Origin of the sequence: Actinoplanes sp. NPDC048967 (genome assembly GCF_040649415.1) — a bacterium.
Lineage (GTDB): Bacteria > Actinomycetota > Actinomycetes > Mycobacteriales > Micromonosporaceae > Actinoplanes.
The window spans coordinates 580,212-604,958 of sequence record NZ_JBEZFL010000005.1 but is presented as its reverse complement, the minus strand read 5'-3'; the positions used below and the strand labels follow the sequence as shown (position 1 = coordinate 604,958).

Below are 24,747 nucleotides of genomic sequence, written 5' to 3'. Positions count from 1 at the left end.
ATCGCTCTTTGTCCGGAATAACCCCGGCGCCACCCCGCCACGACCCGATCCACCGACGCGAAGCCGCCGGCCGACACCCGACGGGTGCCACCCGACCGCCGTCACCCGGCCAGGAGCTGATCCACCGGCGCGAAGTCGTCGGTCAGCACCCGGGCGTCGTCGATGAAATCGGTGAGTGGCTCACCCGACAGCAGCTGCACCGGTTCGTCCACCAGGTCGAGATGGTTGCGCAGCTCGTCCAGGGCCAGCGGCGACTTCGACGCGACGATCACGAAGTTCGAGCCGGTCTCACCGTCCAGGGCGGCCTGCGGCGCCACCAGGGCCACGTGCGGGAAGACGTCGGCCACCGTGGCCAGCTCGGCCCGGATGAAACGGTTCGGCGGGTAGTCGATGACGTTCTGCGCGTACACGCCGTCGGTGCGCAGGACGCGGGCGATGTCGGCGGCCATCTCCCGGGTGGCGAGGTGCCACGGGACCACCAGGTGGCCGAACGCGTCGCCGACCACCACGTCGTACCCCTGGCTCCGCTGCTCGGCCAGGCCGACCCGCGCGTCGCCGACGCGGACCCGCAGGTTCGGCCCGGTGCGCAGGCCCAGCTCGCGTTTGTCCAGGTCGACCAGGCCGCCGTCGAGCTCCAGGACGAGCTGGTCGCTGCCGGGCCGCGTCCGCGACACGTACGCCGGAACGGTGAACCCGCCCCCACCCAGGTGCAACGCACTGATCGGAGCACCGCCGGCCCGCACGACGTCCACCACGGCACCGATCCACTGCACGTACGCGAACTCGAGGTGAGTCGGGTCGTTCAGGTCGACGTACGAGTGCCGCGCCGAGTTCAGAATCAGCGTCCGCCCACCGGCCACGCTCGGATCGGCGTCCACCCGTGCGCAGTGATAGGCGGTCTCGATGTCGCAAGGGGTCGGCGCGGTGGCCCCCAGCCCGGCCCCGAACAGCCCGATGGTGACCACGACCGCCCTCGTCCGCGGCTTGCCGGGCAGCTTCAGCTCCGGGTTGGTGCGGTGCAGCCACCAGCCCAGCCCGAAGCCGGCCACGGCCAGCACGCCGGCCAGGGTCAGCACGATCCAGCTGCTGGGCATCGCGGCGACGAAGACGAAGCCCGTGCCCAGCGTCGCGGTGATCGCCCCGAGCGTGCCGAAGCTGGACAGCCGGCCCACCACCTCGCCGGTCCGGCGCAGGTCGCCGAGCTGCAGCTTCACCGTCAGCGGGGTGATCGCGGCGAGCAGGAACGCGGGCAGGAAGACAGCCAGCACGGCCAGCAGCAGCACGGCCGGCGCCGACCCGCCGCGCAGCAGCTCACCACCCCAGCGGACCAGCGGCAGGGTGATCGCCGTGCCGATCGCCGCCAGCAGCAGGGCGGGGGCGAGCAGCAGCCGGGGATCGAACTTGTCGGCCAGCCGGCCGCCGAGCCAGGTGCCGTACGCGATGGCGGCCAGCGAGATGCCGATCACCGAGCTGCTGACCTGCAGCGTCACCCCGACGTAGGGGCCGACGAGCCGCAGCGCCACGATCTCCAGGACCAGCACGGCACCGCTGGCGAAGAACACCAGGGCGGTGGCCAGTCCGGAAGGCAGGGCACGCGGGGCGGAGGTCTCCATCGCGCGGATGCTACCGGCGTGCTCCTGTCAGATGACTGATAGGTGCACGTGGTTGGTGTGGGTGGCGGCCGGCCCGCCCGAGCCGCTGTACGAACGCCAGCCGGTGCCCGGATGCCAGATCTGCCGGTACCAGATCACGTACAGCACGCCGAGCCGTGAGGAGTTCTTCACGAAGTACGCCGCCAGGTTGTCGCCGTATGTGCGGTCGCCGCCGGAGGCGTTGACGTTCTCGAAGCCGCCGGAGGCCGCGGAGAAGTCACAGGCTCGGCCCTTGGGGTGCTCACCGGAGGAACGCTGACTGAAGCAACCTGTGTACCGCTTGAAACCCGCCGCCCGAGCCTGCTGGTACGCGTTCAGCGTCCGCGGCGTGATGCACCCGCTGCCGCCCGGGGAGGGGTCGCTGACCGAGCAGGACTCCTTGGGCCAGGAGCCGTCGGAGTTGCGCGGGGCCGGCTTGGCCAGCGGCGAGTTGGCGTTGATGAAGCCGCTGCGCGACGCGCCGCCGCCGGCGATGGCCAACGCCTGCTCGGCTTGCTGCTTCTTCTTGGCCATGACCGTGACCTGCTTCTGCTGCTCCTTGATCTCCAGGTCGATGGCCTGCTTGGCCCGCCGGGTGGTCTCCAGCGCCTCCCGGTAACCGGTCAGGGCCTTGCCGTCGACCTGGGCCATCTGGTCCAGGCGCAGCGCGCGTTCCAGAAACGTGTCCGGCGACGAGGCGTTGAGCAGCAGAGTCATGGTGTTGAAGCGGCCTTGCCGGTATGCGCGGTTGGCGACCTCGCTGACCCGGCCCTGCAGCTCGGTGGTCCGCTGCTTGGCCTGGGCCAGCGTGACGGTGAGCTGCTTCTGCCGCTTCTGGGAGTTGTCGAGCTTGTTCTTGGCCTCGATGTGTCCCTTGGCCGCGGACTCGAGCGCCGACCGCAGCGTCTTGGTGCCGCCCTCGTCGTCCGGATCCGCGTGCGCGGCCGGGGCGGCGACGAGCAGCACCGCGAGGGCAGCGAGAATGGCCAGGACAGGCTGAAGCCGGCGCAGGAGAGTCGCCGCCACGGTCTACCTCCCAAGTCGTGAGCGCGGTGACTCTACCGCGCCGCACGTCGAAACGGCAGCGCGCTCACGTCGACGAATATCCACCGTCGACGAAGAGTGTCTGGCCGGTCACCGCAGCGCTAGCGGCACTCGCCAGATACACCGCGCATCCGGCGAAATCGCTCGGCAGCCCGTTCCGGCCGATCATCGTGCGCCGGGCATGCGCGGCGACCTTCTCCGGATCGGCGAAGACCGGTTCGGTCAGCGGCGTGTGCACCACGCCGGGGGCGACCGCGTTGCAGCAGACGCCCCGGGCCGACCACGCCTCGGCCTGCGAGCGGGTCAGGGCCACCAGACCGGCCTTCGAGACGCCGTAGGCGCCGCTGTTGCCGTACGCACGGAAGGCCTGCTGGGAGACCACGTTGATGATCCGGCCCCAGCCGCGCCCGGCCATCGCGGGCCCGAAACGCTGCCCGAGCAGGAAGGGCGCGGTCAGGTTGGCGGCCATGGTGACGTCCCAGTCGTCGTCGGTCAGCTCGTCCATCGGCGGGCGCCGGTTCACCGCCGCCGCGTTGACGAGGATGTCCGGTTCCCCGTACCGGGTGATGATCGTGTCGATCGCGGCCGGGAGCGCCGCCCGGTCGGCGAGATCCGCCGGGACCGCGGCGGCCTCGATCCCGTCGGCGGTTAGCTCGCGGACGGTCTCGGCCAGCGGCTCCGGGCGCCGGGCGACCAGCACGACGCGGGCGCCGGCGCCGCCCAGCGCGCCGGCCATGGCCCGGCCGATCCCGGAACTGCCGCCGGTCACGACCGCGGTCCGGCCGGTCAGACCGAAAAGCTCAGACAGGTACGCAGACATGCGGGCACCCTAATATCCGAAAGATGGCGTTCACCGAGGCATTTCCCGTCATCACCGTGGCCGACCAGCCCTGGGGCGAACGGCTCGCCCGCGCCGTCGATCCCGGCGGCCACAAGCTGATGATTCTGTCGAGGCTCTAGGCGAACAGGGCGGCGTGCGCCGTCCGCCAGATGTCCTCGTTGGCCGCCACCAGCAGGCCACGCTCCGAATCGGTCGGCCGGTACGCCGAGCCGTCGAGGTGCAGCACCGTGCCACCGGCCTCGCGCACGATCAGCGAGCCCGGCACGTGGTCCCAGGGCAGAATCCGCCAGAAGGTGGCGAACTGCTGCTCGTCGGAGACGACCGCCGGATACTCGTAGCCGGCGCAGTGATGGCCGCCGGTCACCGTGCCCAGCGTGGCGATCCGCCGCTCGATCCGCTCGCGCAGGTCGTCGGGGAAGTAGTTGCGCGACAACGAACCGGTCAGCTCGGCCGCACCCGGATCGTCGGTGCGGGTCTTGACCCGCAGCCCGTCGATGAACGTGCCGCTGCCCGCCTCCGCGACCGTCATCCGGTCGGCGACCACGTCGAGGATCCAGGACGCGGCCGGCTCCCCGTCGCGCAGCAGCGCGACCATCACGGCGAACGGCGTCTTGCCGGCCGCGAAGTTGTTGGTGCCGTCGACCGGGTCGACGATCCACACCGCGCCCGAGTCACCGACGCGGCCCAGTACGCCCGGGTCGGCCGCCACCGCTTCCTCGCCGACGACCTGCGAGCCGGGCAGCAGCGCGGTCAGGCCGGCGGTCAGCGCCCGCTCCGACTCCTGGTCGGCGATGGTGACCAGGTCGCCGGGCGACTTCTGCTGGATCTCCGAGTCGCTCAGATGCCGCCACCGGGGCAGCACGATGGTCTGCGCCACCTCCCGGACCAGGGTGGTGACCTCGTCGATCAGATCGTCACGCACGCGGCGGCAGCTTCACGACGCTGACGAAGAACTCGTCGATCTGCCGGATCACCGAGATGAACCGGTCGAAGTCGACCGGCTTGGTGACGTAGGCGTTGGCGTGCAACTGGTAGCTGCGCAGGATGTCCTCGTCGGCGGCCGAGGTGGTCAGCACCACCACCGGGATGCGGCAGAGGTCGTCGTCCTTCTTGATCTCCTCGAGCACCTCCCGGCCGTCGCGGCGGGGCAGGTTGAGATCGAGCAGGATCAGGTCGGGCCGCAGCGCACCCTCGTACGCGCCCTCGCGGCGCAGGTAGGCCAGCGCCTCGGCGCCGTCGGACACCACGGTCAGCCGGTTGCGGACCTTGTGCTCCTCGAACGCCTCCTGCGTCATGAGCACGTCGCCCGGGTCGTCCTCGACGAGCAGCACCTCGATGGGTGTGCCGTCCTGCCGCACCGCACCCGTCATGCCGAGCCTCCTTCAGCACGTTCCGGCGTCATGCCGCGACCTCATCCTGTTTCCGGGGTTCCGCCACCGGCACCCCGGCCAGCAGCGGCAACGTGAAGTAGATCGACGTGCCCTCGGTCACCTCGAGGTCGAGCCAGATCCGTCCGCCATGGTATTCGACGATCTTCTTGACGATGGCCAGCCCGATGCCGGTGCCCTCGTACGCGTCCCGCGCGTGCAGCCGCTGGAAGATGACGAAGACCTTGTCGGCGAACTCGGGCTCGATGCCGATCCCGTTGTCCCGGACGTTGATCTGCCACTCCTCCTCCAGCCGCTCGGCCGTGACCCGGATCACCGGGGCGACGTCCGGGCGGCGGAACTTCAGCGAGTTGCCGATCAGGTTGACGAAGAGCGTGGTGAGCAGCGGCTCCTCGCCCTCCACGGTGGGCAGGTCGGCCCAGGTGATCTCGGCGTCGTCCCCGGCCCGGGCCTCCAGCTGCGACTTCACCTCGGTCAGCACCCGGTCCAGGTCCACGTCGGTGAAGCCCGCGGTGAGCCGGCCGATCCGGGAGAACGCCAGCAGGTCGTTGATCAGGCGCTGCATCCGCTGCGCACCGTCGACCGCGAAGGCGATGTACTGGTCCGCGCGCTCGTCCATCTGGCCCGCGTAGCGCCGCTGGAGCAGCTGGCAGAAGCTGGCCACCTTGCGCAGCGGCTCCTGCAGGTCGTGCGAGGCCACGTAGGCGAACTGCTCGAGGTCACGGTTGGACCGGGTCAGCTCCTCCGCCTGCTGCTTGAGCTGGTCGTTGACCCATTCGATCTGCTCGCGGGCCTCGCGCACCTCGGTCAGCTCGCTGGCGATCTGCCGGCGCATCCCGTCCACGTCGGCGGCCAGGGTGCGCAGCTCCGGGGAACCGCTGCTGGTGATCTGCCTGTCGTAATCGCCGCGGGCCACCTCGCGGACCTGCTCGGCCAGCTCGGTCACCGGCCGGCTGACCAGGCGGTCGAGCAGCAGGAAGAGCACCGCTCCGGCCAGGATGACGACCACCGCGGCGAAGATCTCCAGCGCCACCAGCACCGTGCCGGTGCGCTTCGCGGCCTCGGCCGCCTCGGTGCGCACCACGAAGATGTCGGCCTGGAGCTTGGCGATCGCGGCGCGCAAGGCATCGAAGCGCGCGGTGCCGGCCGCGTCGACCACCTGCTGGCCGGCCTGCGGCCCACGTTCCCGCACGGCGTTGATCACCGGCACCGCGACAGCGGCCCGCCAATCGTCCGCCTGCTGCTGCACGGCCCGCAGCGAGGCTCGCACGTCGGCGTCCCCGCCGGGCCCGTTGAGCCGGTCGATCTCAGCCAGGAGCTGCGTCTGCGCGGCGAGACCCTCGTTGTAGGGCTTCAGGCTGTCCTGGTCGCCGCTGATCGCGTACCCGCGGACGCCGGTCTCCTGGTTGACCACCGCGGTGTTGAGGCTCTCGCCGGAGGAGCGCATCGGACCGGTCTTGTTCAGGATGGTGTCGATGTGCTCGTTGCTGTCCGCGGCGGTGATCGCGGCGAAGACGCCGAGGATCGTGAGCAGCAGCGCGACGGTCACCGACAGGGCCACCACCCGGCGGCGCAGCGTCCAGGTGCGCAGGTCGAGCAGGCTCATCGGCCGCCGCCCCGGGAGATCAGCAGCATCGCCACGTCGTCGGCGAGCGGGCCGCCGTTGCCCTGCTCGGCCCGGCCGACCAGCCAGGCCGGGAGCGCCGCCAGCGGCACCTGGATGGCGGCCGGCTCGGCGAGCACGCCGCACAGCCCGTCCACGTCGAGACGTTCGTTGCCCACGCCGGTGTGCCCCTCGATCAATCCGTCGGTGTACATCAGCAGAGACCAGTCGTCGCCGGAGAGCTCCACGTCGGTCGCGGGCGTGGGGGTCGGCTTGACGCCCAGCACGATGCCGCGGCGCGCGGCCACCGGCTCGGCCCGGCCGTCCTTGAGCAGCACCGGCGGCGGATGCCCGGCCAGCCGCACGGTGGCCCGGTTGGCGCTCAGGTCGAGGACCACCGACGCGACCGTGGCGAAGACCTCACGGGCCCGCCGCTCGCTCATCAGCACCTGCTCCAGCGCGCCCAGGATCTGGTCCTCCGGCACCCCGCCGAGCACCAGCGCCCGCCACGCCACCCGGAGCTCGACACCGAGGGCGGCCTCGTCCACGCTGTGCCCGCAGACGTCACCGACGATGACGTGGAGGCGGTCGGGACCGACCTGCACCACGTCGAAGAAGTCGCCGCCGAGCAGGCCCATCGCCCGTCCGGAACGGTAGAACGTGTGCACCGCGACCTCGGTGGTCTGCATCAGCGGCTGGGGCAGCAGGCCGCGCTCGAGCCGGGCCGACTCGGCCTGACGCAGCTCGACCTCGCGCAGCCGCTGGGTGTTCTCGTCGGCCCGCTTGCGCTCGACCGCGTACCGCAGGGCGCGGACCAGCAGGACGCCGTCGACCTGACCCTTGACCAGGTAGTCCTGGGCGCCCTCGGCGACCGCCGCGACCCCCAGGTGCTCGTCGGAGCGCCCGGTCAGCACGCAGACCGCGGCGCTGCCGGCCACGGCGAGCAGCTTGCGCAGGCCGTCGATGCCCTCGGCGTCGGGCAGCCCCAGGTCCAGCAGGACGCACTGCACGCCGCGCATCATCGGCCGGGCCTCGCGCAGGCTGGTCGCCACCCGCAGGTCGAACAGCGCACCGGCCTCGGCGAGCAGCTCCTTGACCAGGAAGGCGTCGCCCTCGTCGTCCTCGACCAGCAGGATGCGCAGCCGTTCGGGGGCTTTCAACGCCGCCGGCGGCACTGTGAGAGCGCGTTCGCTCACCACGCCACCCCGCACGACGGGGTGCGCGCAACGGCGGCTCCGGCGCGGTGGTAACGCTTGATGGCTCGACTCCTTCGGGCGTGACCCGCTGATAGTCCACCACCGGCTGCGGACGCACAACACCGGACACCCACGGCAGCGGCGCGGCTCACGCCGGCGGCCCGTACGACGGGTCCTCGGCCACCCGGCGGGCGTGCTCGGCGATCACCTGGCCCAGGATCCCGTGCAGCCGGCCGCAGTCGCCGCAGTGCAGGTTCTCGTCGAGGCGGCGGCTGCCGCAGCCGGTGCAGGTGCCCCGGTCGGCGGGATCCCGGTACGCCTCCAGGGCCCGGCACATCGCCCGCACGACATGGTCGCTGACCTGGAACGTCGCCTCCCCGAGCGCGGTGCGCAGGCCGAGCACGGCGGCGGGACCGGCCTCGGGCGCCGGGTCGTAGCAGGCGACCCGGTCGATGAACTCGGCGAACACGGCAGGGGGGTCGAGCGGGGCGGTCACCGCACAAAGTTATGTCACCGCCTCGAAAGATCCACGGGGTACCCGGGCGGGGCGGCAGCGGCTTAGATGGCATCCGAAGCGTCGTGAAGGAGGCTCACGTGGGCGTACCGCCGATCGAGGCCGCGTCCCGGGCCCTGGCCCGGCCCACCCACCGGGTGAGCGCGGCGCTGCTCGCGGTCCTGCTGCTGCTGATGGTCGCAGTGGCGGCAGAGCGGTCCGTGCAGCCGCCCGGAGCGCGGGCCGTCAATGCCCCGGCCGCCGAGTTCAGCGCCGGGCGTGCGTTCCAGCACGTCCAGGCGATCGGCACGGGGCCGCACGTGGCGGGCAGCGCACCGGCCGACGCGGTCCGCGAGCGTCTCCTGACCACCCTGCGCGGTCTGGGCCTGGCGCCCGAGGTTCAGGACACGGTGTCGGTGCAGGGCGGCGAGCTGTCGGCGAGCGCGGGCGGGACCGGCCTGGCCCGCGTCCGCAACGTGGTCACCCTGCTGCCCGGCACGGCGTCGACCGGCCGGATCTTCCTGGTCGCGCACTACGACTCGGCCCAGGTCTCGCCGGGCGGCAACGACGACGGGGCGGGCACCGGGGCGATTCTCGAGATCGCCCGGGCGCTGGCGGCGGGACCGCGCCTGCGCAACGACGTCGTGCTCGTGCTCACCGACGCCGAGGAGGCCTGCCTGTGCGGGGCGAAGGCGTTCGTCGATCAGCATCCGCTGGCCCGTGCCGGTGGCGTCGTGCTCAATCTGGAGGCCCGCGGCAGCACCGGGCCGGCGATCATGTTCGAGACCGCGACGGACAACGCGGGCCTGACCCGGGTGTACGCCCGGACGCCGCGGCCGGTGGGCACCTCGTTCGCCGTGGAGGTCTATCGGCTGTTGCCCAACGACACCGACTTCACCCCGTTCCTCGATGCGGGCTTCACCGGGTTCAACAGCGCTTACATCGACGGCTCGGCGGTCTATCACGCGCCGACCGACACCCCCGCGGCGATGGATCAGGGCAGCCTGCAGCACCTCGGCGCGAACACTCTGGCGCTGACCCGCGAGCTCGGCCGCCGCGAGCTGCCCGCGCTGCGTTCCGACGGCGACGCGGTGTATTTCCCGGTGCCCGGCGGCCTGGCCGTCTACCCCGGCACGCTGACCTGGCCGCTGGCCGGGCTGGCTCTGCTGGCCGTGCTGGCGCTGGCATGGCTCTCCCGGCGCCGCGGGCTGACCACCGGCGGCCGGCTGGCGGGCGGTTTCGGGCTGGCCCTGGTGCCGCTCATCGCGGCTCCGGTGGCGGCCCAGATCCTGTGGGCGATCCTGAAACTCATCCGGCCGGGGTACGCCGCACAGCTGATCGACCCGTACCGGCCGTTCTGGTACAGACTGGCGATCCTGGCCCTGACCGCGACGATCGTGTTCGCCTGGTACGCACTGCTGCGTCGCCGGATGAGCCCGGCGGCCCTGGCGGTCGGCGGCCTCGGCTGGCTGGCGGTGCTCGGCCTCGTCCTGGCCGCCTTCGCTCCCGGCGGCTCCTACCTGGCGGCCCTTCCCGCCCTGGCCGGTGCGCTCACGGGCATCGTGGCGGTGCTGTGGCGCGGCTGGTGGTCGGTGCTGGCCGTAACGGTGGGCGCGGCGGTCGCGGTCGTGGTGCTGCTGCCCACGGTGGTCATGTTCTTCCCGGCCCTGGGTCTGGCGATAGGCGCTGCCAGCGCGTTGTTCGCGACACTGCTGGCTCTGGCCGTGCTGCCGATCGTCGACCTGCTGCATCCGGAGGCCGGCGGCCAGCGCGGGCTGGTGGCGCTGCGAGCCCGGCGACTGGGCGGCCTGCCGACGCTGGTGGCCACACTCACCGCCGTGGCGTGTGCCGCGACCGGGCTGGCCGTGGACCGCTTCGATCCGGCCCACCCGTCCCCCACCCACCTGATGTACGCCCTGGACACGGACACCGGCCAGGCGCGCTGGCTGAGCCAGGAGAGCAAACCGCAGGAGTGGACAGCTCAATACGTCTCGGGCGAACGAGCGCCGGTCCTCGACACCCTGCCCGCGTTCGGCCCGGCGGAGGTGTTCAGCGGCCCGGCCCAGCCCGCCGGTCTGCCCGCCCCGAAACTGACCCCCTCGGCCGACACGACGACCGGGGGCTTGCGCACGGTCACGTTCCGGCTGACCCCGCAGCGAGCGGTACGCCTGATCACCCTGCACGTCAACGCGGAGGCGACGGTCAGCGCGGCCACGGTCGCCGGCCGTCCGGTGCCCACGGACCGAAAGGCGGGCGGACCGTGGGGCTTCGGCTTCGTGTTCCACGCGCCGCCGCCGGAGGGCATCGAGGTGAAGCTCACCGTCCCCGCGAATACCCCGCTGCGGCTGCGGGCGATGGACGCCAGCGACGGGCTGTCCAGCCTGCCGGGCTTCCGGCCCCGGCCCACGGACGTCGGGGTCGTGGGCTCACACAGTTCGGAGATGGCCGCGGTGGCCCACACCTTCACGCTCTGACGGCTCAGCGGCCGCGCCGGCCCTTGCCCTGCGCCGACTCGAACTTGAAGTGCACGAAGAGCCGTCCCCAGTTGTCGCCGTCCTTCTCGACCCGGTGGTAGAGCTGCTTGATCTCCTTCTGGTCCAGGAAGCGGATCACCTTCTTCTTGAGGGCGCCCGACCCCTTGCCCGGGATGATCTCGACCAGCGTGGCCTTCTTCTGGATGGCCTCGTCGATGACGTCGCGCAGCGCTTTGTCGATCTGGGTGCCCTTGTTGAAGATGTCGTGCAGGTCCAGCTTGATCTTCACGTCTGCGATCCTCGTCCCTCGTCGTTCTTGCCCAGCCAGGTCTCGACCCGCCGCAGCGCCTCGGTGTAGTCACCGTGATTCTTCATCGCCGCGGCCAGCCGCAGGTGCGGCAGGGCCTCACGAAAGCGGCCGGCCCGTTCGAGGGTCCGGCCGAGGACGTGGTGTGCGTAGTGATCGGAGGGATCGTGCTCGATCAGCGCTCTCAGCTGCGCCTCCGCCCCGCCGAGCTGCGCGGAGTTGAAGTAGGCGCGGGCCAGTAACTGGCGTACGGCCGCGTTGTGCGGCTCGGCCTCGACGATCGGTTCGAGCAGCCGGGCCGCCCCGAGGGGGTCGCCGGACTCGAAGAAGAATGTGGCCCTGCGGTACTCCTCCAGAAGATCCACGACCCCGCTCCCCACGCTCGCACACCAGCGGCTGATCTCACCCGCGGCGGAAAACCCAGGCAAAATCACACTGGCACCAACGCTGGCACAACATCTCTCGAACGGCGAGTGTTCCGCTGGCTCAAGCTTCCCGACAATTCGGCCCATTCCGCAACCCTCACGGCACAGAATGCCGGGGTGGGGGACTTCCCGCTCCATCTCGTCCAAGCGCCGCGGCGGCACCGGTCCGCGCGCGCCAAGCCGCTGCTGATCGGTGCCGTCACGCTGGTCATGTGCCTGTTCCTGGCCGGCGCGGCAGCACGGCCCGAGCCGCGCTCGGCGGCCTTCGCGATCCCCGGTATGACCGGGATCGGCTCACCGCCCACCGGCCGCTCCTGGGCTCCCACCCCTCGGGAGACCGGCGGCCTGCGCAGCCTCGCGACCGCCGGTCACGGCCGGTTCGCGCTGCACACCGCGGCCGGGGACGCCACCTTCCTGCCGGGCGTGAACCTGGGCAGCACCACGCCGGGGCACCAGCCCGGGGAGCTGTCGGTGAGCACCGGGCAGTACCGGACCTGGTTCGCGGCGATGGCCTGGCTCGGCATCCGGGTGGTGCGGATCTACACCATCCACCCGCCGTCCTTCTACACCGAGCTGGTGGCCTACAACCGGGCCAACCCGGACCGGCCGCTCTATCTCATGCAGGGCGTGTATCCCCCGGATGAGTCGTACGTCGAGAAGAACAACCTCTACGACCGGGCCGTGACGACCGCGTTCCAGCGGGAGATCCGGGACGCCGACAGCGCGGTGCGGGGACAGCTCACGCGTACGCCGCAACCGGGGCGGGCCGACGGCACCTGGACCGCCGACGTGACCCCCTGGCTGGCCGGCTGGGTCATCGGCGCCGAGCTCGACCCCGTCGCCACGGCCCGCTCCGACGACCGCAACGCGGACGCTCCCCCGGTCCGCGGCCGATACATCCGGAGCACCCCGCAGGCGTCCCCGACCGAACGCTGGCTGGCCGCGCGCCTGAACGAGCTGGCCACCCTCCAGGCGGCGGCCGGGCTGAGCCAGCCGATCGCCTTCGTCAACTGGCCGACCACCGACCCACTGCGCCACCCCCAGGAGCCGCTGCCCGAGGAGGACCTGGCCCAGCTCGACGCGAACCACGTGGTGGCGACCGGAAAGTGGCCGGCCGGGACCTTCGCCAGCTACCACGCCTACCCGTACTACCCCGACTTCCAGCGGCACGAGCCGGCGCTGCTGGCCCACCGGTACGCGGGCCGCGCCGACCCGTACGCGGGTTATGTCGCCGCCCTGAAACGGCACCACGGTGACCTGCCCACGCTGATCACCGAGTTCGGCGTACCGTCCGCGCTCGGATCCGCGCACAACGGCCCGCTCGGGCGCAGCCAGGGTGACCACAGCGAACGGGAGGCCCTGCGGATCGACGCGGAGCTGCTGCGGCTGATCCGCGACGAGGGTCTGGCGGGCGGTTTCCTCTTCGCCTGGACCGACGAGTGGTTCAAGGCCACCTGGAACACCCAGCGGCACCAGGATCCCGAGCGCCGCCAGCTCTGGCACGACGTGCTCACCAACGAGCAGCACTTCGGCCTGATCGCGATGGACGCCGCCGGCTCCCCGGAGGCGAGCACCCAGTACCTGCTGGACGACGAGAACGGCTGGCCGTCGCGGCGGGTCACGGCCCGGGTCGACGAGGCGTACCTGCGGTTGCGGGTCCGGCTCGGCAACCCCGCGCCGAGCACGCTGACCCTCGGCTTCGACGTGCTGCCCGGGCTCACCGGCGAGCCCGCGCCCGGCACCGCGAACCGCAGCGCCGACGCCGCGTTCTTCCTGGACCTGGTGGCCCGGAACGGGCAGGCGTACCTGCGCCGGGAGCTCGACCCGCTGCCGCTGGACGTCAAGGTGCCGGTCGCGGCCCGCGGGCCGGCGGCGATCGGCTGGCAGCGCTTCGAACTGATCGTCAACCGGGCCCGGACCCTCCCGGGCACCGGCCAGAAGCTGCCGGCCGAGCTGCAGAACGCCGGGATGCTCCGGTACGGCGGCCCGGACGCGGACAGCCGGGCCCTGTGGGAACGCGACGGCGACGATCTCGTGGTGCGGGTGCCGTGGGCGATGCTCGGCTTCGCGGACCCGTCCCGGCACATGGTCGGCGTGCCGGCCGGGCGCAAGCTCACTCTGCGGGCCGCGCCGGGGGTCGGGGTCACCGTGTCGGCGACCGGCACCGATCAGACGGCCGGCCCCGTGACCTGGGTGAACTGGAACCGGCCGTACTACACCGAGCGCCTCAAGCAGGGCGCCGAGCAGTTCCGGGACGCCGCCCTGGACACCGCGGGGTCGTGACGGCTCAGGACCGGCGGACGAGCATGGCGGCCAGCCCGCCGCCCAGCAGCAGGGTGCCGAGCGCGATGAGCGCGACCGGGCTGAGCCCGGTGACCGGCAGGCCGCCGCCCGAGCCGGGCAGCACCGAGACGCTCATCCGGCGCGGTTCCGGGGTGTCCGAGGGCAGGGGCGCGGCCGCGGCGGGCGTGGCTGTCACGAAGTCACTGACGGTGATGCCGTCGCCGGTGCGGACCACGACCGCGACGTCATACTCCCGGTCGTTGCGCAGCCCGGTCAGCTCGCAGACGCCGGCGGTGGGGACGGTGAGTGTGCAGCCGGACTCGTAGCCGGCGGTCGTCGCCCAGAAGTAGGCGAACTTCCCGGTGCCCAGGTCGGCCGGCGGCCGCCAGTCGACCCGCAGACCGCCGTCGAGGGCACGCACCCGGATGCCGGTCGCGGTGCCGGGCGGCCGGGGCAGACCCGTCACCGGTACGGGCACAGCACTGGCCGCAGTGCCACCCGATCCCAACTGTCCGCCGGCCCCGGCTCCCCAGCAGTACGCGTACCCCCGGGTGTCGAAGGCGCAGCTGTGCTCCTCGCCGGCATCCAGATCGCGCAGCGCGGGCCCGGCTGCGCGGACCGGCACCGCCCGGTCCACCGAACGCCCGCTGCCCAGCCGCCCGTCGGCCCCGTCGCCCCAGCAGAACGCCCGGCCGGCCCGGTCCAGCCCGCAGGTGTGAGCGCCGCCCGCGCTGATCTCGCCGAGCGCCGCGGCCAGATCAACGCCGACCGGCTCGCTCTTCGCCCGGCGAGCACCCCAGCAGAAAGCCTGTCCCTCGACTGCCAGCGCGCAGGCCTGTGTCCCGCCGACCGTGACTTCGCGGACCCGGCCCCGCACGGAGACGGCCACCGGCTCGTCCCGGTCACCGCGGTCGCTCGTCCCTAGTTGCCCGAACGCGTCCGACCCCCAGCAGTACGCGGCCCCCGCCGCGGTCACCGCACAGGTGGTGTCGCGGCCGGCGGCGATGTCGACCACCGGGCCCCGCATGCCGCTGCGCGCGCCGACCCGGACCGGCACGGTCGAGCCGCGCAGCCCGGCCACGCCGAGCTGGCCGTGCGAACCGTCGCCCCAGCACCAGGCGCCGCCCTCGTCGTCCACGGCACAGGTGTGCCGGGCGCCAGTGGTGATCTCCACCAGGTCGCGGCCGGCCGGACCGGTCACCGCCACCGGCGCGTCCCGGTCGGTCCGCGTGCCGTCGCCGAGCTGGCCCGCGGAGTCGTCACCCCAGCAGTGCGCGGCACCGCGGACGTCGATCGCGCAGGTGTGCGCCTGGCCCGCGTCGACGGCGACCGCTTTGTGCAGCGCGAGCACCGCCTGCCCGGCGGTGTGCGGCGCGACGCCGTCACCCAGCTGGCCCGACGAGTCGTCGCCCCAGCAGTACAGCTCCCCGAGGCTGGTGAGGGCGCAGGAATGGGCGCCACCCGCCGCGATCGAGGCCGTGCCGGGGCTCGCCAGCCGGATCGTGTCGGCGTTGATCCCGGGCGGGTACGGCCCCTGCGTGGCCGCCGCCGGGGCCACCGGCAGAACGATGAGGGCGAGAGCCGCGAGGGCACCACCGAGACGACCCAGTCGCAACCGTTCCTCCGCTCTCCACCGCCGGCACAACGCGGGCCATTATGCGGAGTTTTAAGCTTTTAGTCCGTTTCCGACACGCTCCGGCCACGCCTCACGGCCGGAACCTCGGCGAGCACCGGACACACAGGTGCTACACAGGAAGCGGAAAGCCGGCGCAAAGCGTGGCCCGCGACAGTAGGGGCATGACGATGGCGAACGCAGACAGCACGGAGCTCCGGCGCCCCGACGGTGGTCCGGTCCGGGTGCTCGTGGTCGACGACGAGCCCACCCTGGCTGAGCTGCTCTCGATGGCCCTGCGCTACGAGGGCTGGGACGTGCGCAGCGCCGGCGACGGGCAGACCGCCGTCAGGACCGCCCGCGACTTCCGCCCGGACGCCGTCGTCCTGGACATGATGCTGCCCGACATCGACGGCCTCGAGGTGCTGCGCCGGCTGCGCGGCGAATCGCCCGAGGTGCCGGTGCTGTTCCTGACCGCCAAGGACTCGGTCGAGGACCGGATCACCGGCCTGACCGCCGGCGGCGACGACTACGTCACCAAGCCGTTCAGCCTGGAGGAGGTCGTCGCCCGGCTGCGCGGCCTGATGCGCCGGATGGGCCACTCCCCGATGCGGACGGACTCGCAGCTCATCGTCGGCGACCTGAGCCTGGACGAGGACAGCCACGAGGTGCGCCGCGGGGGCGACCTCGTGACGCTGACCGCCACGGAGTTCGAGCTGCTGCGGTATCTCATGCGCAACCCGCGCCGGGTGCTGAGCAAGAGCCAGATCCTGGACCGGGTGTGGAACTACGACTTCGGCGGCCAGGCCAACGTGGTGGAGCTGTACATCTCGTACCTGCGCAAGAAGATCGACGCCGGCCGCAACCCGATGATCCACACCATGCGCGGAGCCGGTTATGTCCTCAAGCCCGCAGACTGAGAGCCGCCCGGCCCGGTGGAACCCGGCCGGCTGGCCGCTGCGCACCCGGCTGGTCGCGATCATGATCGGCCTGCTGATGCTGCTCGGCCTCGTGGTCGGCGCCACCGCCGAGATCTACCTGAACAAGTCGCTGTACCAGCAGCTCGACTCCAAGCTCGCCGAGACCAACGCGCGCAACCACCCTCGGGGACCCGGTGGCGGCGGCCTCTTCAACACCGACAAGCCCCCGCCCGGCTCCGAGGCCGACTGGATCGTGCTGCGCCTGAACGACAGCGGCGCGCGCACCGGCGGCGGCATCGTCGCCATCGGCACCGACGCGAACGGCTTCTACGACGACATCTACCAGGCGTTGCCCGCTGCCACCGTGGCTCAGCTGGCCGCCGTGACACCCGACGACGCCGCCCGGGACATCGACCTCGGCGGCGAGCTCGGTGACTATCGCGTGGTCTCGTCGCTGACCTCGGGGGGCGTGAGCGTCACCGCGCTGCCCCTCGCCTCGACGCAGGCGACGCTGATCCGGGTCGCCCTGGTCACCGGCGGGGCGGTGCTGGCCGCCCTGGTCATCGCGGGCTGGGCGGGAGCGTTCATCGTCCGCCGTACCCTCCAGCCCTTGTCCCGGGTCGCGGCCACCGCGACCCGGGTCGCCGAGCTGGAGCTGGACCGGGGTGAGGTCGAGCTGGCCCAGCGCGTGCCGGCCTCGGACACCGACCCGCGCACCGAGGTGGGCCAGGTCGGTTCGGCGCTGAACAGGCTGCTCGACCATGTCGGCAACGCCCTCGAGGCGCGGCATGCCAGCGAGATGCAGGTCCGGCAGTTCGTCGCGGACGCCAGCCACGAGCTGCGTACCCCGCTCGCCGCGATCCGCGGTTACGCCGAGCTGAGCCGGCGCAGCCGCCGGCCGGTTCCGGAGGAGATCGCCCACGTGCTGCGGCGGGTCGAGTCCGAGGCCCAGCGGATGACCGCGCTGGTCGAAGATCTGCTGCTGCTGGCCCGCCTGGACGCCGGCCGGCCGCTGGCCCAGGACCCGGTCGACCTGACGATGCTGGTGGTCGACGCGGTCAGCGACGCGCACGCGGCCGGCCCGCGGCACGACTGGCAGCTCGCCCTGCCCGAGGAGCCGGTCACGGTGGTCGGCGATGCCCAACGGCTGCACCAGGTCCTGGCCAACCTGCTGGCCAACGCCCGCACGCACACCCCGGAAGGCACCACCGTGACGGTCGGGGTGGGCGAGAGCGGCGGCGCGGCCGTGCTGACCGTGACCGACGCCGGGCCGGGCATTCCGGCGGAGTTGCAGCCGCACATCTTCGAGCGGTTCGCACGCGGGGACAGTTCCCGGTCGCGGGCGGCGGGCAGCACGGGCCTCGGGCTCTCGATCGTGCACGCGGTGGTGACCGCGCACGGTGGCACGGTCTCGGTGCAGACCGTGCCGGGCCGGACCGAGTTCACCGTACGGCTGCCGACCGCCGCGGCCCTCGCCGCGCCGCCTACGCCGGGTGTCCCCGTCGCAGCGCGTCCATGAGGACGTCGCGCAGATCCTCCAGCAGCGCGCCGGCGGCTTCCCCGTCGGTGACGTGCAGCTCCAGCGGGACCGACTCGCGGTCGCGGCCCACCAGCACGTCGAGCGCGCACAGCGCCCGCCCGGCCAGCTCGCTGGTCACGTCCGGGCACGCCGCCGCCACCAGCCGGTCGTCGAGCCAGGGCCGGGCCGCCGCACCGGGCAGCCCGGCCGCGATCGCGGCGATGGCGGTCAGCGCCTGCGTCGGTGGTATCTCATCCAGCAGGACGGACGGCGTCTCCCAGACCCGGAGCACGACCGCCGCCACGGCCTGTCTGCGCCGGGCCGGCGGGAGCTCGGCCAGGCCGTCCAGCAGGTACGGCGCGCTCGCGTTGTTCATGTGCTCAATCGCAGCACAGCAACTTGCACGTGCCCATACCCCGGCTGACGGACACCCGGACGCCGCGATGAGCTAAGCTCACCGCGTGTCCTGGACGTATCAGTGGTTTACGAGGCCGGCTCCCGCCGGTGCCTCAGCCATGATCCCATGACCTGAGACACCCCGTAGGGCCGGCCGAGGCAGCGACATTCGTCGCTGCCTTTTCGTTTGCACGAATGCCGGTCACCCCGGGGCTGCCGGCCCCCGGTCCCGGCGGAGGAGAAGACAGCCGTGACCATCCCCGAGGTGCAGCGGGTCAGCGACCAGCGCATCGAGACCGTCGTGCCGCTGATGAGCCCCGCGCTGCTGCATCACGAGCTGCCGCTGACCCACGAGTTGTCGGCGACCGTGCTGGACAGCCGCCGGCAGGTGGAGGCCGTGCTCGACGGCCGAGATCCGCGCCTGCTCGTCGTCGTCGGCCCGTGCTCCGTGCACGACCCCGTCGCCGCCACGGAGTACGCCGACCGGCTGCGCGGCGAGGCCGCCCGGCTCGCCGACGACCTGCTGATCGTGATGCGGGTGTACTTCGAGAAGCCGCGCTCGACCGTGGGCTGGAAGGGCCTCATCAACGACCCGGGACTCGACGGCACCGGCGACGTCGGCAAGGGCCTGCGGGTCGCCCGGGCGCTGCTGCTCGAGGTGCTGGGCCGGGGCCTGCCGGTCGGCGTGGAGTTCCTCGACCCGATCACCCCGCAGTACATCGCCGACACCGTGGCCTGGGGTGCGATCGGTGCCCGTACGGTGGAATCGCAGGTGCACCGGCAGCTCGCCTCCGGCCTGTCCATGCCGATCGGCATGAAGAACCGGCCCGACGGCAGCATCGCCACCGCCATCGACGCGATCAACGCGGCCGCGGCCCAGCACGTGTTCCCCGGCATCGACGTCTCCGGCACCCCCGCGATCATGCACACCACCGGAAACCCGGACTGCCACCTGGTGCTGCGCGGCGGCAAAGGCCCGAACTACAGCGCCGCCGACGTCAACGCCGCGCTCGGCCAGCTGCGCGCCGCCGGGCTGCCGGAGCGGCTCATCGTCGACTGCTCGCACGGCAACAGCAACAAGGACCACCTGCGCCAGCCGATCGTCGCCGACGACGTGGCCGGCCAGCTGGAGGCCGGCCAGCAGGGCATCAAGGGCGTGATGCTGGAGAGCTTCCTGATCCCGGGACGGCAGGACCTGGGCGGCGAGCTGGCGTACGGGCAGAGCGTCACGGACGCGTGCATGGGCTGGGAGCCGACCGTCGGGGTGCTGGACCGGCTCGCGACCGCAGCGGCGAAACGACGCGCCGGCTGATCCCACAGGCGGCCCACAGGATGGGCATAAGGGGCCGACAGGCAGGCGGAAGACAGTGACGAGGTCAGAGCTTCCGCCTGCCTCTCGAAGGAACCCCGATGACCTCGACGTTGCCCGTACCGCCGATGGTGTCGCCGGCCGGCCCACCGCCGGCCGCGCCTCCACCGCCGGATCGTCCCCGGTCCCGCTGGTCGGCGTTCTTGCGCGGCCGCGCGGACGACGCCCCCTGGGTACGGCCCGCGCTGCTCGCCCTGCTGTTGCTCACCGGCGTCCTCTACCTCTGGGGACTGGGCGCCTCCGGCTGGGGCAACGCGTTCTACTCGGCGGCCGTGCAGGCCGGCTCGGAGAGCTGGAAGGCGTTCTTCTACGGCTCGTCCGACGCGGCGAACTCGATCACCGTCGACAAGACCCCGGGTGCACTGTGGATCATGGCGCTGTCGGTCCGGATCTTCGGACTCAGCTCGTGGAGCATCCTGGTGCCGCAGGCGCTGATGGGTGTCGCGACAGCCGGCCTGCTGTTCACCACGGTCCGCCGCTGGTACGGCCCGGCCGCGGGCCTGCTCGCCGGAGCCGGGTCGGCGCTGACCCCGGTCGCCGTGCTGATGTTCCGGTTCAACAACCCGGACGCCCTGCTCGTGCTGCTGATGGTGGCCGGCGCCTACGCGACCGTCCGGGCCATCGAGAACGGTTCCACGAAGTGGCTGGTGCTGGCCGGGGTGTTCGTCGGCTTCGGCTTCCTCACCAAGATGCTGCAGGCGCTGCTGGTCGTGCCCGCGTACGCGCTGGCGTACCTGTTCGCCGGCCCGCCGAAGCTGGGCCGGCGGATCGGTCAGCTGCTGCTCGCCGGGCTGGCGGTGGTCGTCTCGGCCGGCTGGTACATCGCGATCGTCGAGCTGGTGCCGGCGTCGATGCGGCCGTACATCGGCGGTTCGCAGAACAACAGCCTGCTGGAACTGACCCTGGGCTACAACGGTCTGGGCCGGCTCAACGGCGAGGAGACCGGCAGCGTCGGTGGCGGCATGTGGGGTGAGTCCGGGCTGCTGCGCATGTTCGACAGCGCGCAGGGTGGCCAGGTCTCGTGGCTGCTGCCGGCGGCACTGATCGTGCTGGTCGCCGGGCTGGTGCTGACAATGCGCGCGGCGCGTACCGACCGGTTGCGGGCCGGGCTGATCCTGTGGGGCTCGTGGCTGGTCATCACCGCGGGCGTCTTCAGCTTCATGCAGGGCATCTTCCACGCGTACTACACGGTGGCGCTGGCCCCGGCGATCGGCGCGGTGATCGGCATCGGCTCGGTGTTGCTGTGGCGGCGCCGGAACAACATCTTCGCGGCGCTGACCCTGGCGGCGGCGATCGCGGTGAGCGCCTGGTGGTCCTTCCACCTGCTCGGCCGCAGCGCCGACTTCGTGCCCTGGCTGCGCTGGGTGGTGCTGGCCGGCGGCATCGTGGCGGCGTTGGGCATGCTGGCCGGGCTGCGGTTGCCGGCTCGGCTGGCCCTGGTCATCGCGGGTCTCGCCCTGGCCGCTGTGCTGGCCGGGCCGGCCGCGTACGCGGTGCAGACGGCCGCTACGCCGCATACCGGCTCGATTCCGTCGGCCGGCCCGGCTTCTCAGGGCGGCGGCTTCGGTGGTCGCGGCGGCCCGGGCGGCGGTGGTCCCGGCGGTGCTGGTGGCCGCGGTCAGCGCGGCGGCTTCCCCGGTGGCGGTTTCCCGGGCGGCGGCTTTCCGGGTGGCGGTTTCCCGGGCGGTGGCACGCCGCCGGGCGGCACCACTCAAGGCGGCACCACTCAAGGCGGCACCACTCAAGGCGGCACCGCTCAAGGCGGCACCGCTCAAGGCGGCACCGCTCCCGGCGGGGCGACGAACGGCGGCGGTGTGCGCGGTGGTGGCGGCATGGGCGGGTTGTTGAACGCCGCCACGGTCAGCGACGAGATGAAGTCGCTGCTGGACACCGACGCCGACCAGTACACCTGGGTCGCCGCCGCGGTCGGCTCGCAGAGCGCCTCCGGTTATCAGCTGGCCACCGGCGATCCGGTGATGGCGATCGGTGGCTTCAACGGCAGCGACCCGTCCCCCACGCTGGCCCAGTTCCAGCAGTACGTCGCCCAAGGAAAGATCCATTACTTCATCGGCGGCGGTGGCTTCGGCGGCCGGGGTGGCACCAGCTCGGGCGGCAGCAACGCCGGCTCGCAGATCGCCGAGTGGGTCAGCGCGAACTTCACCAGCCGGACCGTCGACGGAGTGACCCTCTACGACCTCACCACCCGGTAGCTGACGACCGGACCACGGGCGGCCCTCCACGCCGGGGGCCGCCCGGCCGGCGTGTCACCGCCAGCCACAGAACTCATAGGGCCGCCACAGGTTCGCCACAATCCGGGCAAAGCCGGGGAGCCGACCTTGGTGGCATGAGCCTTTCCACGCTGCCCTCGTACGCCGACGACCAGGTGCGGGCCGTTGCGCCGGTGCTCGACGTGGTCGTCCCGGTCCACAACGAGGAGATCGACCTCGAGCCGTGCGTACGCCGGCTGCACGCGTACCTGCGGGACGGGTTTCCGTACCGCTTCCGGATCACCATCGCGGACAATGCCAGCACCGACTCCACCGCCGAGGTGGCCGACCGCCTCGCCGAGGTGCTGCCCGGCGTCACCGCGGTGCACCTGAGCGAGAAGGGCCGCGGCCGGGCGTTGAAATTCGTGTGGACCCACTCCGACGCGGCCGTACTGGCCTACATGGACGTGGACCTGTCGACCGACCTCGGCGCACTGCTGCCGCTGGTCGCCCCGCTGATCTCCGGCCACTCCGACCTGGCCATCGGCTCCCGGCTGGCCCGCGGCTCCCGGGTCGTCCGCGGCGCCAAGCGCGAGTTCATCTCCCGCACCTACAACCTGATCCTGCGCGGCACCCTGGCGGCCCGCTTCTCCGACGCGCAGTGCGGCTTCAAGGCGATCCGCGCGGACGTGGCCGCCCGGTTGCTGCCGATGGTCGAGGACACCGGCTGGTTCTTCGACACGGAACTGCTGGTGCTGGCCGAACGCGCCGGGCTGCGCATCCACGAGGTGCCGGTGGACTGGGTCGACGATCCGGACAGCCGGGTGGACATCGTGGCCACGGCGCTGGCGGACCTGCGCGGCATCGCCCGGCTGACCCGGGCACTCGGCACCGGCCGGCTGCCGCTGGGCGCGCTGCGGGAGCAACTGGGCCGCAATCCGCTGCCGGTCGCCGGGGTGCCGGCCGGCCTCACCGGCCAGCTGCTGCGCTTCGCCGCGGTGGGGGTGGCCAGCACGCTGGCCTACCTGCTGCTCTACGCGCTGCTGCGCACCGGCGCCGGCCCGCAGGCGGCCAACCTGGTCGCGCTGCTGGTGACGGCGGTGGCGAACACGGCGGCCAACCGGCGGCTCACTTTCCGGGTACGCGGCCACGACGGCGCCTGGCGTCACCAGGCCCAAGGGCTGGTCGTCTTCGCCGTCGGGCTGGGCCTGACCAGTGGCTCGCTGGCCCTGCTGCACGCCGTCAGCGACCCACCGACCACGGTGGAACTGGGCGTGCTGGTGACGGCCAACCTGGTCGCCACCGGGGTGCGTTTCCTGCTCATGCGGATCTGGGTCTTCCGCGCCGCGCAGCCGATGCCGGCGAGCCCGGCAACCGCCCATGAACCCGGCATGAACGCAAGGGCCTCGACTGTATGAATTCGATGACCGGCGGGTAACAATGGCAGGGACCGGGGTCGCCAACGGCCCCGGTCGATGTGCCTTTCAGTCCGGGCCCCGCCGGAGGTGGCGACATGCTCAGCAAGGAAGACAGCCGCAGGCTGGCGCAGCTGGAACGCCAGCTCCGCCGGGACGACCCGGACTTCTGCGCCCGGATGCGCGGCGACCTGCCCGCCCGCCGGCGCATGCCGCTGTCGCTGGTGCTGACCGGCGTGGTGATCTGGGCCGCGGCCCTGACCCTGGCCATCTTCGGCTGGTGGGGCGCGGCGGCGGTCGCAGCCGTCTGGGGCACGGTGATCGTCGCGGCGCTGGCCTACCGCTGCCGTCCCGGCCGCGACACAACCCACCCCGACCTGCCCCCGTCAACTTGGTAACCGCAACCAGCTGAATCTCCCGCGGCCAGCCCCGCCGGCCGCCGAGCGGCCGAGACCAGGACCGCCGCGCCGCCACGCCGCCGGGTTCCCGGAACACCGCGCTGCCGGACCGCGCGGCCGGCGGTCCGACTCAGCCGAAGCTGACCGTGGCCTCGGCCGCCTCCCGGCCCCGGGCCACCACAGCCGCCTCCTCCTCCACCGCCTTGCGCACCTTCGCGGACAGCCCGTCGAAAGCCGTCACCGAGAGATCCACCCGCTTCTTGCCGGCCATCTTCGCCCGCCACACCCCGGCGATCTCACCGTCGATCAGCAGCACGCCCGGGTTGCCCAGCAGCTTCCAGATCTCCTTCTGCCGCGCCCGATCCGGCACCAGCACGTCCCGGTCGCGGGCCTGCAACAGCGGATCCATCGCCGGCAACAGCCGCACCCCCGGCACCGGCTCGGCCGCGGCCAGCTCCGCCACCGCCCCGTGCGGCAACCAGGCCTTGCGGCCGTCGATCCGCACCTCGGCCACGTCGTCGGGCCAGACCTTCTTCATCTCCGCCGTGGAGCTGCCGAGATATTTGCCCAGCTCCAGCGGCGTCGCCGGCCCCAGCAACCGCAGATAGGTCGTGATCAGCGCCTCGATCCCCGCGTTTTCCGTCGGCAGCGGCGGGGCGTCGCGGATCGGGCCGAGCGTCGCGTCCTTGCCGCGGGACTCGACCTGGACGCCCCCGGCCAGCCCGGAGTGCTGCCAGACGTTGCCGGCGATGTGCCGGGCCGCGCAGCTGCGGCAGTCGTAGGTCAGCTCCGCCGGCACCCGTGCGCTGACCTGGGTGCTGACCTCGCCGCGGGGCATCGAGGAGTGCACCACGTCGCGGAACGCCTGCGCGGTCACGGTGAAGGCCCGGATGCCGAGTTTGCCGCCCTCGGGGATCTGACCGCTCTTGATCCGGGCCGCCGCGTCGGCGTCGCTGACCGGCCAGAGCGCCTTGACCAGTGACTTGAGATCCTTGCGGCGGTGCAGGTGCGGGGCACCGCGGGCCGCCCACACCATCAGGAGGCGGTCGTCGGCGAGCTCGGCGTCGGTGCGGGCCGCCAGCGCCACCTGCACCGAGCCGGGCGTGTATTCCTGCACGCCGAGGTCGAGCACGGGCAGGTCACCGGGGCGCTTCCGGCCCCGCTCGGCGAGGCCCAGCGCGGCCACCCGGTAGGCCATCACCCGTCTGCGGTCCACGTCCATGGGA

21 protein-coding genes are annotated in these 24,747 nt (G+C 72.4%); 8 read left to right on the top strand and 13 right to left on the bottom strand.

The genetic code is table 11. The features are described from left to right. Positions 1-101: 101 nt before the first annotated feature. From AB0C12_RS24575 to AB0C12_RS24540, 8 genes are all read right to left on the bottom strand, one after another. Entirely contained in the window at positions 102-1,613 is a 1,512-nt protein-coding gene (locus tag AB0C12_RS24575; protein WP_360551632.1) for a fused MFS/spermidine synthase, read from the bottom strand. Positions 1,614-1,640: 27 nt separating this feature from the next. Next, positions 1,641-2,657 carry a hypothetical protein gene (locus tag AB0C12_RS24570; RefSeq protein WP_360551630.1) on the bottom strand — a complete coding sequence of 339 codons (1,017 nt, stop codon included), beginning with the start codon at positions 2,655-2,657 and terminating at the stop codon, positions 1,641-1,643. Positions 2,658-2,721: 64 nt separating this feature from the next. Next, positions 2,722-3,495, bottom strand: a complete 774-nt coding sequence (locus tag AB0C12_RS24565; RefSeq protein ID WP_360551628.1) for an SDR family oxidoreductase — start codon at positions 3,493-3,495, stop codon at positions 2,722-2,724. Between the two features lie 136 nt (positions 3,496-3,631). Continuing rightward, a complete protein-coding gene (locus AB0C12_RS24560) occupies positions 3,632-4,438 on the bottom strand; it encodes an inositol monophosphatase family protein (RefSeq protein ID WP_360551626.1) in 807 nt (268 codons plus the stop codon). After that, positions 4,431-4,886 carry a response regulator gene (locus tag AB0C12_RS24555; protein ID WP_360551624.1) on the bottom strand — a complete coding sequence of 152 codons (456 nt, stop codon included), beginning with the start codon at positions 4,884-4,886 and terminating at the stop codon, positions 4,431-4,433. Before AB0C12_RS24555 ends, AB0C12_RS24560 begins: the two co-directional genes overlap by 8 nt. A gap of 28 nt (positions 4,887-4,914) precedes the next feature. Then, positions 4,915-6,510, bottom strand: coding sequence for an ATP-binding protein (locus AB0C12_RS24550; RefSeq protein ID WP_360551622.1), 1,596 nt, complete (start codon positions 6,508-6,510; stop codon positions 4,915-4,917). Continuing rightward, positions 6,507-7,703 (bottom strand): fused response regulator/phosphatase, encoded by a 1,197-nt coding sequence (locus tag AB0C12_RS24545; protein WP_360551620.1) that lies wholly within the window; start codon positions 7,701-7,703, stop codon positions 6,507-6,509. Before AB0C12_RS24545 ends, AB0C12_RS24550 begins: the two co-directional genes overlap by 4 nt. 148 nt (positions 7,704-7,851) lie before the next feature. After that, the gene (locus tag AB0C12_RS24540; protein WP_360551618.1) at positions 7,852-8,199 is read right to left on the bottom strand and encodes a hypothetical protein; all 348 of its coding nucleotides are present in this window, start codon (positions 8,197-8,199) and stop codon (positions 7,852-7,854) included. Between the two features lie 98 nt (positions 8,200-8,297). On the opposite strand from AB0C12_RS24540, the gene AB0C12_RS24535 reads away from it, so the two are divergent. After that, entirely contained in the window at positions 8,298-10,670 is a 2,373-nt protein-coding gene (locus AB0C12_RS24535; RefSeq protein WP_360551616.1) for a M28 family peptidase, read from the top strand. A 4-nt stretch (positions 10,671-10,674) separates the two neighbouring features. On the opposite strand, the gene AB0C12_RS24530 is transcribed toward AB0C12_RS24535, so the two are convergent. Then, complete coding sequence (locus AB0C12_RS24530; protein WP_212987410.1) at positions 10,675-10,959, bottom strand: Smr/MutS family protein; 285 nt, start codon at positions 10,957-10,959, stop codon at positions 10,675-10,677. After that, positions 10,956-11,342 (bottom strand): tetratricopeptide repeat protein, encoded by a 387-nt coding sequence (locus tag AB0C12_RS24525; protein ID WP_360551614.1) that lies wholly within the window; start codon positions 11,340-11,342, stop codon positions 10,956-10,958. Before AB0C12_RS24525 ends, AB0C12_RS24530 begins: the two co-directional genes overlap by 4 nt. A 177-nt stretch (positions 11,343-11,519) precedes the next feature. On the opposite strand from AB0C12_RS24525, the gene AB0C12_RS24520 reads away from it, so the two are divergent. Further along, the gene (locus AB0C12_RS24520) at positions 11,520-13,685 is read left to right on the top strand and encodes a hypothetical protein (protein WP_360551612.1); all 2,166 of its coding nucleotides are present in this window, start codon (positions 11,520-11,522) and stop codon (positions 13,683-13,685) included. Between the two features lie 4 nt (positions 13,686-13,689). On the opposite strand, the gene AB0C12_RS24515 is transcribed toward AB0C12_RS24520, so the two are convergent. Further along, positions 13,690-15,300: a hypothetical protein gene (locus AB0C12_RS24515; protein ID WP_360551610.1), complete on the bottom strand. Its 1,611-nt coding sequence runs from the start codon at positions 15,298-15,300 to the stop codon at positions 13,690-13,692. Between the two features lie 182 nt (positions 15,301-15,482). Between AB0C12_RS24515 and AB0C12_RS24510 the strand changes: the two genes are divergently transcribed. After that, positions 15,483-16,217 (top strand): response regulator transcription factor, encoded by a 735-nt coding sequence (locus AB0C12_RS24510; RefSeq protein WP_360551608.1) that lies wholly within the window; start codon positions 15,483-15,485, stop codon positions 16,215-16,217. Continuing rightward, positions 16,195-17,736 (top strand): ATP-binding protein, encoded by a 1,542-nt coding sequence (locus AB0C12_RS24505; protein ID WP_360551606.1) that lies wholly within the window; start codon positions 16,195-16,197, stop codon positions 17,734-17,736. The genes AB0C12_RS24510 and AB0C12_RS24505 overlap by 23 nt, the downstream gene beginning before the upstream one ends. Here AB0C12_RS24505 and AB0C12_RS24500 read toward each other — a convergent pair. Beyond that, positions 17,702-18,112 carry a hypothetical protein gene (locus AB0C12_RS24500; protein ID WP_360551604.1) on the bottom strand — a complete coding sequence of 137 codons (411 nt, stop codon included), beginning with the start codon at positions 18,110-18,112 and terminating at the stop codon, positions 17,702-17,704. The genes AB0C12_RS24505 and AB0C12_RS24500 overlap by 35 nt on opposite strands. 270 nt (positions 18,113-18,382) lie before the next feature. Here AB0C12_RS24500 and AB0C12_RS24495 point away from each other — a divergent pair, with 270 nt between their 5' ends. The 4 genes from AB0C12_RS24495 to AB0C12_RS24480 all read left to right on the top strand — a co-directional run bounded on the left by AB0C12_RS24495 (position 18,383) and on the right by AB0C12_RS24480 (position 23,521). Continuing rightward, entirely contained in the window at positions 18,383-19,444 is a 1,062-nt protein-coding gene (locus AB0C12_RS24495) for a 3-deoxy-7-phosphoheptulonate synthase (RefSeq protein ID WP_360551602.1), read from the top strand. Positions 19,445-19,542: 98 nt separating this feature from the next. Then, positions 19,543-21,711, top strand: a complete 2,169-nt coding sequence (locus tag AB0C12_RS24490) for a glycosyltransferase family 39 protein (protein ID WP_360551600.1) — start codon at positions 19,543-19,545, stop codon at positions 21,709-21,711. A 134-nt stretch (positions 21,712-21,845) separates the two neighbouring features. Continuing rightward, positions 21,846-23,126, top strand: a complete 1,281-nt coding sequence (locus AB0C12_RS24485; protein WP_360551598.1) for a bifunctional glycosyltransferase family 2/GtrA family protein — start codon at positions 21,846-21,848, stop codon at positions 23,124-23,126. Between the two features lie 95 nt (positions 23,127-23,221). Continuing rightward, positions 23,222-23,521 carry a DUF3040 domain-containing protein gene (locus tag AB0C12_RS24480; RefSeq protein ID WP_360551596.1) on the top strand — a complete coding sequence of 100 codons (300 nt, stop codon included), beginning with the start codon at positions 23,222-23,224 and terminating at the stop codon, positions 23,519-23,521. Between the two features lie 130 nt (positions 23,522-23,651). Here the strand turns inward: AB0C12_RS24480 and AB0C12_RS24475 are convergent, their stop codons facing one another. After that, positions 23,652-24,743, bottom strand: coding sequence for a crosslink repair DNA glycosylase YcaQ family protein (locus AB0C12_RS24475; protein ID WP_360551594.1), 1,092 nt, complete (start codon positions 24,741-24,743; stop codon positions 23,652-23,654). Positions 24,744-24,747: the final 4 nt, after the last annotated feature.